Source organism: Undibacterium sp. Ji83W, assembly GCF_049340385.1.
Classification (GTDB): Bacteria; Pseudomonadota; Gammaproteobacteria; order Burkholderiales; family Burkholderiaceae_D; genus Undibacterium.
Genome location: NZ_JBMPOZ010000030.1, coordinates 1 through 12,949, shown reverse-complemented (window position 1 = coordinate 12,949; position 12,949 = coordinate 1). Strand labels below are relative to the sequence as shown.

Here is a 12,949-nt window from a genome sequence, read left to right as displayed (position 1 = left end):
GTTTTCCTTGGATCCGGGCTAGCCTGGATTATTTCTTCAAAGATTGCGCTGCTTTACGTGGACCCTTACGAGTACGCGCATTTGTACGTGTACGTTGGCCACGGCAAGGCAAGCCTTTACGATGACGGAGACCACGGTAGCAACCCAAGTCCATCAAGCGTTTGATGTTCATGGACAGTTCACGACGCAAGTCGCCTTCGACGATAAATTTACCGATTTCGTCGCGAAGCTTCTCGAGTTCGTTGTCATCCAGATCTTTAACCTTTTTATTGGTCAAAACACCTGTTGCGTCACAGATTTTCTGTGCGCGTGGACGGCCAATACCATAGATAGCTGTTAAGCCGATTACGGTATGCTGATGATTTGGGATATTAACCCCTGCGATACGTGCCATTCGTTATTCCTCGTTCAATAACGTTAAATTAACCTTGGCGCTGCTTATGGCGTGGTTCTGTGCATATAACACGAACAACACCCTTGCGCTTGATGATTTTGCAGTTGCGGCAGATCCGCTTGACTGATGCGAGAACTTTCATTTTTGCCCTCTTTCCTTCTAGTTCATTTTAAATTTACTTGGTACGGAACACTATTCGCGCCCGGCTCAAATCATAAGGCGTCAATTCCACTGTCACCTTATCACCTGGAAGAATACGAATATAGTTCATTCGCATCTTCCCTGAAATATGGCCAAGTACAACATGCCCGTTTTCCAACTTAACTCGAAATGTTGCATTCGGAAGATTCTCAAGAATCTCGCCCTGCATCTGTATAACGTCGTCTTTTGCCATTCGATCTGCTGTCCCCTGGGCGATTACCTTGAAGGAATTCCGCCCTTGAAATTTGCTTTACGAAGAAGCGATTCATATTGCTGGGACATAACATAGTTCTGTACCTGCGCCATAAAGTCCATGGTAACCACCACGATAATCAGCAGAGACGTTCCGCCGAAATAAAATGGTACTTTCCACTTCGCAATCAAAAATTCTGGCAACAGACAAACCAGCGTAATGTAAATCGCACCTGCTAGCGTCAAACGCATCAAAATCTTGTCGATGTAGCGTGCGGTCTGGTCACCAGGACGTATCCCGGGAACAAAAGCACCACTCTTCTTCAAGTTGTCTGCGGTTTCCTTGCTGTTGAATACCAAAGCGGTATAGAAGAAGCAGAAGAAAATGATCGCTATTGCATACAACAAGGCGTGTATAGGTTCACCAGGCGCCATCGACGCTGCCAGATCCTTCAGGAAAGTGATAAAACCACTTGTTGAAGATTCTGCACCCTTGGTAAACCAGCTGGTAATCGTCGCCGGGAACAAGATGATGGAAGAAGCGAAAATTGGAGGAATTACACCAGCCATATTCAACTTCAGTGGCAAATGACTACTTTGACCACCATAAATCTTGTTACCAACCTGACGTTTTGCATAGTTCACCAGTATCTTGCGTTGACCACGCTCGACATACACTACCGCAAACGTTACTGCAGGTACAACAATACAGATAACCAGTGCAGCAAAGTTACCCATTTGACCGGTACGGACCAGTTCAAACAAATTACTCAAGCCACCAGGCAAACCTGCTGCGATACCGGCGAAAATGATGATCGAAATACCATTTCCCAGACCGCGCTCAGTGATTTGCTCACCTAACCACATCAGGAACATGGTGCCCGTCACCAGCGACAATACCGTCGTTAAACGAAATGCCATGCCAGGATCGAGTACCAGACCGGCCTGACCTTCCAGACCAAATGCGATAAAGTAACTTTCGATTAAGGCCAGAACCACAGTGCCATACCGCGTAAATTGCGTGATCTTTCTACGACCGGACTCGCCCTCTTTTTTGAGTGCTTCCAGCTGCGGAGAGACTATCGACATCAATTGCATGATGATAGACGCAGAAATATACGGCATGATACCCAGCGCGAATACAGTGAATCTTTGCATCGCACCGCCAGAGAACATATTAAACATACCCAGCAAACCACCCTGGTTTTGTTTGAACATATCTTCCAGCACTTTGGCGTCTATACCCGGTACAGGAACATGTGCACCAATCCTGTAGACAACCAGTGCCGCCAGCAAGAACCAGAGTCGCCCCCAGGGAAACCCGCTTGCAGCACTTTTAGCTTGTTGTGGAGATGTTGCCAATTAATGCTCCGGTTGTCTGCTTTAATTAAGCGATTGTGCCACCAGCAGCTTCGATTGCAGCTTTAGCGCCTTTAGTGACGATCAAGCCGTTCAAAGAAACTTTCTTGGTGATAGCACCAGACAAGATCACACGGACTACACGTGCAAGCTCAGAAACTACGCCGGCTTGTTTCAAAGCCAAAACGTCGATCTCTGTCACTGGCAGGTTTTCCAGATCTGTCAGGCGAACTTCTGCTTTGTACGGTGTTGCCAGTGATTTAAAACCACGTTTTGGCAAACGACGTTGCAGAGGCATCTGACCGCCTTCAAAACCGACTTTATGAAAGCCGCCTGAACGGGATTTTTGGCCTTTATGACCGCGACCCGCTGTTTTACCTAAGCCTGAACCGATACCGCGACCAACACGACGTTTGTAGTGTTTTGCGCCATCAGCTGGCTGGATTGTATTCAATTCCATAATTTGCTCCGATCGCAAACCTGACGGCTTACGATACAACCTTCACAAGATACGAGACTTTATTGATCATGCCGCGTACGGATGGCGTGTCTTCCAATTCGGAAACTGAATTAACACGACGCAGACCCAGGCCACGTACAGTTGCACGGTGATCCTGGCGTGTGCCGATCAAACCTTTAACCAATTGCACTTTTACTGTCTTAGACATGAGGTGCTCCTTAACTGAGAATTTCTTCAACAGTTTTGCCACGCTTCGCAGCGATTTCAGATGGAGTACTCATCTTGGCCAAACCGTTCAAAGTTGCACGAACCATGTTGTATGGATTTGTGGAGCCGTTGGATTTCGCCACGACGTTTACAATACCCATTACTTCAAAAATCGCGCGCATTGGACCACCAGCGATAACGCCAGTACCTTCTTTTGCTGGAGAAATCATGACGGAAGACGCGCCGTGCTTGCCAGTAACGGTGTGTTGCAGAGTACCGTTCTTCAAAGTCACTTTGATCATCTTACGACGTGCTTCTTCCATCGCTTTTTGCACTGCAACTGGAACTTCTTTCGATTTCCCTTTGCCCATACCGATACGGCCATCGCCGTCACCAACGACTGTCAGCGCTGCGAAACCCATGATACGACCACCCTTGACCACTTTGGTCACACGGTTGATCGCGATCATTTTTTCGCGCATGCCATCATCCGGCTTGTCGGCTGCTGTTTTTGCTTGCATTTTTGCCATGACAAATTTTCCTTAGAACTTCAAGCCAGCTTCACGGGCTGCTTCTGCAAGCGCCTTGACGCGACCGTGGTAACGGAAACCGGAGCGGTCAAACGCAACTTCGGTAACCCCTGCTTTGATTGCCTTCTCTGCAACACGTTTGCCGATCAAGCTCGCTGCAGCAGCGTTGCCGCCTGCACCAGACTTGCCAGCCAACTCTGCACGTACTTCTGCCTCTACGGTAGAAGCCGATGCCAACACTTTGGCGTCTGGGCCAATGATGTTTGCATAGATGTGCAGGTTTGTGCGATGCACGGCCAGGCGGTTCACTTTGAGTTCTGCGATCTTGGCACGGGTTTGACGTGCGCGGCGCAGACGTGATTGTTTCTTGTCCATCGTCAACCCCTATTACTTCTTCTTGGTTTCTTTAATCACAACCACTTCGTCCGCATAGCGAACGCCTTTGCCTTTATAAGGCTCTGGACTGCGGTATGCACGAACTTCAGCAGCAACCTGACCAACTTTTTGCTTGTCAATCCCTTTAATCAGGATTTCAGTAGGAGTTGGTGTTGTGCATGTAACGCCAGTTGGCATTGCGTGAACAACCGGGTGCGAGAAACCAAGAGACAAATTCAATTTGTCGCCTTGAGCTTGCGCTTTATAACCAACACCGACCAGGTTCAGTTTCTTTTCGAAACCTTTAGTGACGCCGTTAACCATGTTGTTGACCAGGGCACGCAAGGTACCGCTCATCGCATTGGCTTCACGACCATCATTTGCTGGGGAAAAACTCAAAGTACCGTTGTCGTTCGCAACTGTCACCAAGCCATTCAAGGATTGAGACAATACGCCCTGCGGGCCTTTAATTGTAATCTGCTCTGTCGAAATGGTGACTTCAGCACCTGCCGGCAAAGCGATTGGCATCTTACCTACTCGAGACATCTTTCACTCCTTAGGCGACGTAGCAAATCACTTCGCCACCGACACCGGTTGCGCGCGCTTTGCGGTCAGTCATAACGCCTTGTGGTGTGGAAACGATCGCCACTCCCAAACCGTTCATGACACTTGGGATCTCGTCTTTACCTTTGTAAATACGGAGACCTGGACGTGAAACACGTTCCAAGCGTTCAATCACAGGACGTCCTGCGTAATATTTCAAGCCGATTTTTAATTCGGACTTACCTGCAGTTTCAGAAACTGCGAAATCTTCAATGTAACCTTCGTCTTTAAGTACGTTCGCAATTGCGATCTTTACTTTAGAGGACGGCATCGCGACGACAGTCTTTTGAACAACTTGTGCGTTACGGATGCGGGTCAGCATATCGGCGATAGGATCGCTCATACTCATTGCTTATTCTCCTATTACCAGCTGGCTTTAGTCATACCCGGGATTTCACCACGCATGGCGACTTCACGGAGTTTAATACGGCCCAAACCGAATTTACGGAATGTTCCACGTGGGCGACCTGTCAATGCGCAGCGGTTACGCTGACGAGTCGGATTGGAGTTACGTGGCAATGCCTGCAACTTCAGACGGGCAGCGTACTGCTCTTCTTCAGTCTTTGATTGGTCATCAATGATGGCCTTCAATTCGGCACGCTTACCAGCGAATTTCTTCACCAGGTCTGCACGCTTTTGCTCACGATTAATCAGTGCCAGTTTTGCCATGGCGACCTCAGTTTCTGAACGGAAATTTAAATGCGGCGAGGAGTGCTTTCGCTTCGTCGTCGGTCTTTGCTGATGTCGTGATACTGATATTCATACCACGCAACGCGTCGATCTTGTCGTATTCGATTTCAGGGAAAATGATCTGTTCCTTGACACCGATATTGTAGTTACCACGACCATCAAACGCACGACCAGAAACGCCACGGAAGTCACGTACACGTGGCAGAGCCACTGTGATGAAACGGTCCAGGAATTCATACATCTGAGCGCCACGCAAAGTTACCATACAACCAATTGGATAACCTTCACGGATTTTAAAACCAGCGATCGCTTTGCGAGCTTTGGTAACTACTGGCTTTTGACCAGCAATCTTGGTGAGGTCACCTACCGCATGCTCGATAATCTTTTTGTCTGCAATTGCTTCAGACAAACCCATGTTCAGGGTGATTTTCAAGATACGTGGAACTTCCATAACTGATTTGTACGCGTACTTTTCAGTCAGTTCACCAACGATTTTATCTTTATATATTGCTTGTAGACGGGCCATGATGTTATGCCTTCACAACTTCGCCAGTCGACTTGTAGATACGGACTTTCTTGCCATCCACTACCTTGAAGCCTACACGGTCTGCTTTGCCAGACGCTGCATTAAACAATGCAACATTCGACACATGAATCGGCATCACTTTATCCACGATGCCACCTACTGCGCCAGTCATTGGGTTAGGCTTAACAGCTTTTTTAGCAACGTTAATACCTGCAACAACAACGTAATCGCTATCGATGCAAACTTGCACCTGACCGCGCTTACCTTTGTCTTTACCCGTCAAGACGATGACTTCGTCGTTTTTACGAATTTTGTTCATCACGACCCCTTACAGCACTTCTGGAGCCAAAGACACGATTTTCATAAAGCGCTCAGTACGCAGTTCGCGTGTTACTGGGCCGAAAATACGAGTACCGATAGGCTCAAGTTTTGCATTCAACAATACTGCAGCATTGCCATCAAATTTGACCAACGAGCCATCTTGACGACGAACACCCTTAGCTGTCCTCACGACAACGGCGTTGTAAATTTCACCTTTTTTTACACGACCGCGCGGAGCAGCAGACTTAACAGTGACTTTAATTACGTCACCAATACCCGCATAACGACGCTTGGAACCGCCCAACACTTTAATGCACAAAACTTCGCGCGCACCAGTATTGTCAGCCACTTCCAGCCGGCTTTCTGTTTGAATCATAATGTTCTCTTTCCCAACTTAATCCACACAACTTGCGCAATGCAAATTTGTAGTCAGTCTTGGTCCCGCCAGCTAACCCCTACATAACCTACAATGCACGAGCCAACTGATTAGGTGGACGATTTTTTAACACTTTCACAACAAGAGGGCGTTATGAAAGACATTTAGGCTGCCACTCGCATACTTTGCAAATGACAGCCCATTATTATTACACCAAAAAACGATTTGTGCAATAAATTTATACTACTTGTGCGACTTGAACCACACGTGTCACTGTCCAAGCTTTAGTCTTGGAGATAGGACGACCTTCTTGAATTTCAACGGTGTCGCCGGCCTTTGCCTGGTTCGCTTCATCGTGTGCGTGGTACTTGGCACTACGTACGATGATCTTGCCATACAAAGGATGCTTGACGTGACGTTCAACAACCACTGTTACGGTTTTGTCCATCTTGTCGGAGACAACCTTGCCAATCAATGTGCGCTTCAGTGCGACTTTAACTTGATCGTTCATTATTTGGCATCCTTCTGGTTCATGACGGTTTTCACACGTGCGATGTCACGACGAACTTTCTTCAATTGAGAAGTATTAGTCAGCTGTTGCGTAGCGATTTGCATACGCAGGCTGAATTGAGCCTTCAACAATTCATTCAGTTCTTTGGTCAAAGCCGCCTGATCCTTACCTTGGAGTTCAGATACTTTCATTTACAACTCCTATTATTGGCCGACTTGACGGACGACGAACGTTGTCAACAGCGGCAATTTAGCTGCAGCCAAGCGGAACGCTTCGCGTGCCAGCGTCTCATCGACACCATCCATTTCGTACAGCATTTTGCCTGGTTGAATCTCGGCAACGTAGTACTCAGGATTACCTTTACCATTACCCATACGGACTTCCGCTGGTTTCTGGGAAATTGGCTTGTCCGGGAAAATGCGGATCCAGATACGGCCACCGCGTTTAATGTGACGAGTCATTGCACGACGCGCTGCTTCAATCTGACGCGCTGTGATACGACCACGACCAATTGCCTTCAAGCCAAACTCACCGAAGGAAACTGCTGTACCACGAGTATGCGAGATACCCTTGTTACGGCCTTTCTGTTCCTTGCGATATTTTCTGCGTGCTGGTTGCAGCATGATTATTCTCCTGCTTTCTCAGCCGGGGCTGCAGCGTCAGCTTTTGCGCGTACGCGCTTGGCTGCTGGGGCTGCTGCGCCGGTCGTCGGTGTTTGTCCTTCTGGACGCTTGGCGCGTGGACGGCTATTTGGCTTGCCATCATCACGACGTGGACCGCGACGTTTTTTGTCGTCTTCCGGTGTCGATTCGATAACAGGCGCATCGCCATTTGCCAAACGATCGCCTTTGTAGACCCATACTTTTACGCCAATAATGCCGTAAGTTGTGGATGCTTCACCAAAGCCGTAGTCGATGTCAGCACGCAGAGTATGCAGAGGCACGCGGCCTTCACGATACCATTCTTTACGTGCGATCTCGATACCGTTCAAACGACCACCAGACATGATCTTGATACCTTGAGCGCCCAAACGCATTGCATTTTGCATCGCACGTTTCATGGCGCGACGGAACATGATGCGTTTTTCCAGCTGTTGAGCGATAGAATCAGCGATCAGTTGAGCATCGATTTCTGGCTTGCGAATTTCTTCGATGTTGACGTGAACTGGCACGCCCATCAATTTCGACAATTCAGCTTTCAATACTTCAATATCTTCGCCTTTTTTACCGATCACAACGCCTGGACGGGAGCTGTATATCGTGATGCGTGCGTTTTTAGCAGGGCGCTCAATAACGATGCGGCCTACAGACGCGTTTTTCAGTTTCTTCTTCAGGTATTCACGTACCTTCAGATCTTCGATGAGCATAGTGGCAAAGTTACCATTGCCAGCATACCAACGAGAAGACCAGTTACGTGTTACTGCCAAACGAAAACCGGTTGGATGTATCTTCTGTCCCATCGTGACTCCTTAGTTACCAACGGTCACATAAATGTGACAGGATTGTTTAGAGATACGATCACCACGACCCTTAGCGCGTGCTGTGAAGCGCTTCAGAATCGCACCTTTTTCGACATAGATAGTCTTTACTTTCAGCTCATCGATATCCGCGCCATCATTGTGTTCGGCGTTTGCAATTGCAGACTCCAACACTTTCTTGATGATCGCAGCACCTTTTTTAGGGCTGAATGCCAGGATATTCAATGCCTGATCTACTTTTTTACCGCGAATCAGGTCAGCCACCAGGCGACCTTTTTGCTCAGACAGACGCACACCGCGCAAATTTGCTTTAGTTTCCATCATCGGTCCTTATCTCTTAGCCTTTTTATCGGCTGCGTGACCCTTGAACGTACGGGTCAGCGCGAATTCGCCGAGCTTGTGACCAACCATGTTTTCGGAAACATAAACTGGTACGTGTTGCTTACCGTTATGAACCGCAATGGTCAAACCGATGAAGTCCGGCATAATTGTCGAACGACGGGACCAAGTCTTGATTGGCTTTTTGTCTTTAGTCGCTTGCGCGGTTTCGACTTTCTTCACCAGGTGGGCGTCGCAAAACGGCCCTTTTTTCAATGAACGTGTCATGTTTTATCCCTTATTTCTTGCCACGGCGTGAGACGATCATCGAAGTAGTGCGCTTGTTGCGACGAGTCTTCTTACCCTTGGTTTGCTGACCCCATGGTGATACTGGGTGACGGCCGGCTGCGGTTTTACCTTCACCACCACCGTGCGGGTGATCGACCGGGTTCATGACCACACCGCGAACGGTAGGACGAACACCACGCCAACGCATTGCACCAGCTTTACCGATTTTGCGCAGGTTATGCTCACCGTTGCCTACTTCACCGATAGTCGCGCGGCATTCGATATGAATACGACGAACTTCACCGGAGCGCAGACGAACCTGAGCGTAAGTACCTTCGCGTGCCATCAGCACAACGCCAGCACCAGCTGTACGTGCAATCTGAGCACCCTTACCTGGCAGCATTTCTACGCAATGCATAGTTGTACCGACCGGGATGTTGCGGATAGGCAAACAGTTACCAGATTTGATCGGCGCTTGCGAACCGTTCATGACCTGATCACCAGCTGCCATACCTTTAGGAGCAATGATGTATGCACGTTCACCATCCGCGTAGCACAACAATGCAATGTGTGCTGTACGGTTAGGATCGTATTCAATACGTTCTACTTTTGCAGGGATACCATCTTTGTTGCGTTTGAAGTCAACCAGACGATAATGCTGCTTGTGACCACCACCGATATGACGGGTAGTGATGTGACCGTTGTTATTACGGCCAGCAGTTTTTGATTTCTTTTCCAACAAAGCAGCGAACGGACGACCTTTGTACAGGCCTTCTGTCACTACCTTCACCATACCACGACGACCTGGTGAGGTTGGCTTCATCTTAACGAGTGCCATGCTTATGCCCCCTCAGTGAAGTTAATTTCCTGACCTGGCTTCAAGCATACAAAAGCGCGTTTTGTATGATTGCGGCGGCCATTAAATTTACCGGTACGTTTTTGTTTACCTTGGCGATTTGCTACCTGTACAGATTCAACTTGTACTTTGAACAGCAATTCGACGGCAGCTTTGATTTCTGGCTTGGTTGCATCTGGCATAACCAGGAAAACCACTTGCTCATTCTTTTCAGCAACCATAGTTGCTTTTTCAGAAATCACAGGAGCCAGCAACACCTTCATCAGGCGTTCTTCGCTATGTTTGACTGGTGCGCTCATGCCAGCATCTCCTCAATCTTTGCCAGTGCTGGCTTGGTGATCAACACTTTCTTGTAGAACACCAAAGAAACTGGATCAGCATAACGTGGTTCAACAACCAGTACGTTTGCCAGGTTACGCGCTGCCAACATCAGGTTTTCATTGAATTCGTCAGTGATGATCAGGACGGAATCCAGGCAACCCATTGCCTTCAGTTTGTCGGACAACAGTTTTGTTTTAGGTGCGTCAACAGTAACGTCGTCAACCACATTCAAACGACCTTCACGAGCCAACTGGGACAGAATCGAGCAGATACCTGCGCGATACATCTTTTTGTTAACTTTGTGAGAGAAATTCTCATCAGGCGAGTTCGGGAATATACGACCACCGCCACGCCACAATGGAGAAGAAGACATACCAGCACGTGCACGACCAGTACCTTTTTGACGCCAAGGCTTCTTGGTTGTGTGATGGACTTCTTCACGATCTTTTTGTTTGCGATTACCGCTACGAGCATTGGCTTGGAATGCAACGACGACTTGATGAATCAAGGCTTCATTGTAGTCACGACCAAAGATAGTATCAGGAGCGGCTACATTCGACGCTGCTTGACCTTGTTCGTTTAGGAGCTTCAGTTCCATGGATTAGGCTCCCTTCTTGGCTTTAACTTTAACAGCAGGAGATACAATCACCTGACCATTTTTTGCACCCGGCACGGCACCCTTCACCAGCAACAACTGACGCTCTGCATCTACGCGAGCGATTTCCAGATTTTGCACAGTGCGAGTTGCATCACCCAGATGACCAGTCATGCGCTTACCAGGGAATACACGACCTGGATCCTGCGCCATACCGATAGAACCAGGTACATTATGCGAACGGGAGTTACCGTGAGTTGCACGACCAGAAGAGAAGTGATGGCGCTTGATAGTACCGGCATAGCCTTTACCAATCGTTACACCTTGCACATCCACTTTTTGACCAGCTTCGAACATACCAACAGGCACGACATCGCCTGCTTTCATTTCAGCAGCTTTAGCAGCATCAATACGGAATTCTTTTAATACAGTACCAGCTTCAACACCTGCTTTTGCGAGGTGACCGGCAGCCGCTTTTGTTACGCGGGATGCACGGCGCTGACCGAAAGTTACCTGAACAGCGGAGTAACCGTCTGTTTCAGGAGTTTTGACTTGCGTCACGCGGTTGTTGGACACGTCCAAAACAGTAACAGGAATCGAATCCCCATCATCTGTAAAGATGCGCATCATGCCAACCTTGCGACCAACTAGGCCCAAGCTCATTTGTTTTCTCCATTCTCACCTACGATTGGGTGAGGCTGATGTTTAAAAAACTTAAACGAATAGGCCAGCCGAAGCTGACCTACATCTAAGCCTTCGATTATAGCCCGCAAATTTTTTATTTACAAGACTATTTATTTGAATTTTCGAAAAATTGTGGTATGTCGAATTTTCAGTATTTTTCTGAAAACACTAATTTGCATCAGTATTTTCAAATCAATAAGAATTATTGCAATTTGATTTCTACGTCAACGCCAGCTGGCAGATCGAGCTTCATCAACGCGTCAACTGTTTTGTCAGTTGGGTCAACGATGTCCATCAAACGCTGGTGAGTACGGATTTCGAATTGATCACGGGAAGTTTTGTTCACGTGTGGGGAACGCAGTACGTCGAAACGCTGGATACGTGTAGGCAAAGGAACCGGGCCTTTAACAACTGCGCCAGTGCGCTTGGCTGTTTCTACGATTTCCAGAGCGGACTGATCGATCAGTTTGTAATCGAAAGCCTTCAGACGGATACGGATTTTTTGATTTTGTGTGGACATGTTCATTCCTATAAAGAGCGAGCCAGGTACGGCAGAGCCGCCGGCATATTTAATAAAGAGCGAAAACTAAATTGGCTGCCGCATTAAATTCAATACGACAGCCAACTAGTATACTACAAATTACGGCAGATATTACTCGATGATTTTAGCAACAACGCCAGCACCGACTGTACGGCCACCTTCACGGATAGCGAAGCGCAAGCCTTCTTCCATCGCGATCGGGTTGATCAGTTTTACAGTGATAGAAACGTTATCACCTGGCATGACCATTTCTTTGTCTTTCGGCAACTCGATCGAACCAGTTACGTCCGTTGTACGGAAGTAGAACTGTGGACGGTAGTTGTTGAAGAATGGTGTATGACGGCCACCTTCATCTTTGGACAGAACATAGATCTCGCCTGTGAAGTGCGCATGTGGCTTGATCGAACCTGGTTTTGCCAACACTTGACCACGTTGGATATCTTCACGCTTGGTACCGCGCAGCAATACGCCGACGTTATCGCCTGCTTGACCTTGGTCGAGCAGTTTGCGGAACATTTCAACGCCAGTACATGTTGTCTTGACTGTGTCTTTGATACCGACGATTTCGATCTCTTCGCCAACTTTGACGATACCGCGTTCGATACGGCCAGTAACTACTGTACCGCGACCGGAGATGGAGAATACGTCTTCTACTGGCAACAGGAAGGCGCCGTCAACAGCGCGTTCTGGTGTTGGGATGTAGGAATCGAGAGCATCAGCCAGTTTCATGATGGCTTCTTCGCCCAGGGGACCTTGGTCGCCTTCGAGGGCCAGTTTAGCGGAACCTTGAATGATAGGCAGGTCGTCGCCTGGGAATTCGTATTTGGACAGCAATTCACGAACTTCCATTTCAACCAGTTCCAGCAACTCAGCGTCATCAACCATGTCGCATTTGTTCAGGAACACGATGATGTATGGAACGCCAACTTGGCGGGCCAACAGGATGTGTTCACGCGTTTGTGGCATTGGGCCGTCAGCTGCGGAGCAAACCAGAATAGCGCCGTCCATTTGAGCCGCGCCAGTAATCATGTTTTTAACATAATCAGCATGGCCTGGGCAATCAACGTGGGCGTAGTGGCGAGCAGCTGTTTCGTACTCAACGTGGGCTGTATTGATTGTAATAC

26 protein-coding genes are annotated in these 12,949 nt (G+C 48.2%); all 26 read right to left on the bottom strand.

Annotation, left to right across the window (positions count from 1 at the left end):
• Nucleotides 1–28 precede the first annotated feature (28 nt).
• Complete coding sequence (gene rpsM, locus ACO0LD_RS29295; protein WP_186950499.1) at nt 29–394, bottom strand: 30S ribosomal protein S13; 366 nt, start codon at nt 392–394, stop codon at nt 29–31.
• Nucleotides 395–422: 28 nt separating this feature from the next.
• The gene (gene rpmJ / locus ACO0LD_RS29290; RefSeq protein WP_014004415.1) at nt 423–536 is read right to left on the bottom strand and encodes a 50S ribosomal protein L36; all 114 of its coding nucleotides are present in this window, start codon (nt 534–536) and stop codon (nt 423–425) included.
• 33 nt (nt 537–569) lie between these two features.
• Nucleotides 570–788 (bottom strand): translation initiation factor IF-1, encoded by a 219-nt coding sequence (gene infA, locus ACO0LD_RS29285; RefSeq protein WP_005663428.1) that lies wholly within the window; start codon nt 786–788, stop codon nt 570–572.
• A gap of 23 nt (nt 789–811) precedes the next feature.
• Nucleotides 812–2,149 (bottom strand): preprotein translocase subunit SecY, encoded by a 1,338-nt coding sequence (gene secY, locus ACO0LD_RS29280; RefSeq protein ID WP_423012620.1) that lies wholly within the window; start codon nt 2,147–2,149, stop codon nt 812–814.
• A 25-nt stretch (nt 2,150–2,174) separates the two neighbouring features.
• Nucleotides 2,175–2,606 carry a 50S ribosomal protein L15 gene (gene rplO / locus ACO0LD_RS29275; protein ID WP_110255929.1) on the bottom strand — a complete coding sequence of 144 codons (432 nt, stop codon included), beginning with the start codon at nt 2,604–2,606 and terminating at the stop codon, nt 2,175–2,177.
• Nucleotides 2,607–2,634: 28 nt separating this feature from the next.
• A complete protein-coding gene (rpmD, locus tag ACO0LD_RS29270) occupies nt 2,635–2,814 on the bottom strand; it encodes a 50S ribosomal protein L30 (protein ID WP_110255928.1) in 180 nt (59 codons plus the stop codon).
• A 10-nt stretch (nt 2,815–2,824) separates the two neighbouring features.
• Nucleotides 2,825–3,343 carry a 30S ribosomal protein S5 gene (gene rpsE, locus ACO0LD_RS29265; protein ID WP_423009068.1) on the bottom strand — a complete coding sequence of 173 codons (519 nt, stop codon included), beginning with the start codon at nt 3,341–3,343 and terminating at the stop codon, nt 2,825–2,827.
• A 12-nt stretch (nt 3,344–3,355) separates the two neighbouring features.
• Nucleotides 3,356–3,718: a 50S ribosomal protein L18 gene (gene rplR / locus ACO0LD_RS29260; protein WP_110255926.1), complete on the bottom strand. Its 363-nt coding sequence runs from the start codon at nt 3,716–3,718 to the stop codon at nt 3,356–3,358.
• 12 nt (nt 3,719–3,730) lie between these two features.
• Nucleotides 3,731–4,264, bottom strand: a complete 534-nt coding sequence (gene rplF, locus ACO0LD_RS29255) for a 50S ribosomal protein L6 (protein WP_423012618.1) — start codon at nt 4,262–4,264, stop codon at nt 3,731–3,733.
• Nucleotides 4,265–4,274: 10 nt separating this feature from the next.
• Entirely contained in the window at nt 4,275–4,670 is a 396-nt protein-coding gene (rpsH, locus tag ACO0LD_RS29250; RefSeq protein WP_110255924.1) for a 30S ribosomal protein S8, read from the bottom strand.
• A gap of 14 nt (nt 4,671–4,684) precedes the next feature.
• Nucleotides 4,685–4,990: a 30S ribosomal protein S14 gene (rpsN, locus tag ACO0LD_RS29245; RefSeq protein WP_110255923.1), complete on the bottom strand. Its 306-nt coding sequence runs from the start codon at nt 4,988–4,990 to the stop codon at nt 4,685–4,687.
• 7 nt (nt 4,991–4,997) lie between these two features.
• Complete coding sequence (gene rplE / locus ACO0LD_RS29240) at nt 4,998–5,537, bottom strand: 50S ribosomal protein L5 (RefSeq protein ID WP_423012616.1); 540 nt, start codon at nt 5,535–5,537, stop codon at nt 4,998–5,000.
• A 4-nt stretch (nt 5,538–5,541) separates the two neighbouring features.
• Nucleotides 5,542–5,856 carry a 50S ribosomal protein L24 gene (gene rplX / locus ACO0LD_RS29235; protein WP_110255921.1) on the bottom strand — a complete coding sequence of 105 codons (315 nt, stop codon included), beginning with the start codon at nt 5,854–5,856 and terminating at the stop codon, nt 5,542–5,544.
• A 9-nt stretch (nt 5,857–5,865) separates the two neighbouring features.
• Complete coding sequence (gene rplN / locus ACO0LD_RS29230; RefSeq protein ID WP_006464924.1) at nt 5,866–6,234, bottom strand: 50S ribosomal protein L14; 369 nt, start codon at nt 6,232–6,234, stop codon at nt 5,866–5,868.
• A gap of 238 nt (nt 6,235–6,472) precedes the next feature.
• The gene (gene rpsQ / locus ACO0LD_RS29225; protein WP_110255920.1) at nt 6,473–6,745 is read right to left on the bottom strand and encodes a 30S ribosomal protein S17; all 273 of its coding nucleotides are present in this window, start codon (nt 6,743–6,745) and stop codon (nt 6,473–6,475) included.
• Nucleotides 6,745–6,936, bottom strand: a complete 192-nt coding sequence (rpmC, locus tag ACO0LD_RS29220) for a 50S ribosomal protein L29 (protein WP_110255919.1) — start codon at nt 6,934–6,936, stop codon at nt 6,745–6,747. Before rpmC ends, rpsQ begins: the two co-directional genes overlap by 1 nt.
• A 12-nt stretch (nt 6,937–6,948) precedes the next feature.
• Nucleotides 6,949–7,368, bottom strand: coding sequence for a 50S ribosomal protein L16 (gene rplP, locus ACO0LD_RS29215; protein WP_423012614.1), 420 nt, complete (start codon nt 7,366–7,368; stop codon nt 6,949–6,951).
• A gap of 2 nt (nt 7,369–7,370) precedes the next feature.
• Nucleotides 7,371–8,204: a 30S ribosomal protein S3 gene (rpsC, locus tag ACO0LD_RS29210; RefSeq protein ID WP_186953127.1), complete on the bottom strand. Its 834-nt coding sequence runs from the start codon at nt 8,202–8,204 to the stop codon at nt 7,371–7,373.
• A 9-nt stretch (nt 8,205–8,213) separates the two neighbouring features.
• Entirely contained in the window at nt 8,214–8,546 is a 333-nt protein-coding gene (gene rplV / locus ACO0LD_RS29205) for a 50S ribosomal protein L22 (protein ID WP_174244915.1), read from the bottom strand.
• 6 nt (nt 8,547–8,552) lie between these two features.
• Nucleotides 8,553–8,828, bottom strand: a complete 276-nt coding sequence (gene rpsS, locus ACO0LD_RS29200; protein WP_110255916.1) for a 30S ribosomal protein S19 — start codon at nt 8,826–8,828, stop codon at nt 8,553–8,555.
• A 10-nt stretch (nt 8,829–8,838) separates the two neighbouring features.
• Nucleotides 8,839–9,666 (bottom strand): 50S ribosomal protein L2, encoded by an 828-nt coding sequence (gene rplB / locus ACO0LD_RS29195; RefSeq protein ID WP_186950513.1) that lies wholly within the window; start codon nt 9,664–9,666, stop codon nt 8,839–8,841.
• A 2-nt stretch (nt 9,667–9,668) separates the two neighbouring features.
• Nucleotides 9,669–9,983: a 50S ribosomal protein L23 gene (gene rplW / locus ACO0LD_RS29190; RefSeq protein WP_422989131.1), complete on the bottom strand. Its 315-nt coding sequence runs from the start codon at nt 9,981–9,983 to the stop codon at nt 9,669–9,671.
• A complete protein-coding gene (gene rplD, locus ACO0LD_RS29185) occupies nt 9,980–10,603 on the bottom strand; it encodes a 50S ribosomal protein L4 (RefSeq protein WP_186953126.1) in 624 nt (207 codons plus the stop codon). Before rplD ends, rplW begins: the two co-directional genes overlap by 4 nt.
• Nucleotides 10,604–10,606: 3 nt before the next feature.
• Nucleotides 10,607–11,263 carry a 50S ribosomal protein L3 gene (gene rplC, locus ACO0LD_RS29180; protein ID WP_186953125.1) on the bottom strand — a complete coding sequence of 219 codons (657 nt, stop codon included), beginning with the start codon at nt 11,261–11,263 and terminating at the stop codon, nt 10,607–10,609.
• A gap of 223 nt (nt 11,264–11,486) precedes the next feature.
• A complete protein-coding gene (gene rpsJ / locus ACO0LD_RS29175; RefSeq protein WP_110255911.1) occupies nt 11,487–11,804 on the bottom strand; it encodes a 30S ribosomal protein S10 in 318 nt (105 codons plus the stop codon).
• Nucleotides 11,805–11,936: 132 nt separating this feature from the next.
• Nucleotides 11,937–12,949: elongation factor Tu (gene tuf, locus ACO0LD_RS29170; RefSeq protein ID WP_423011573.1), on the bottom strand; the 1,013-nt coding region annotated here is incomplete at its 5' end.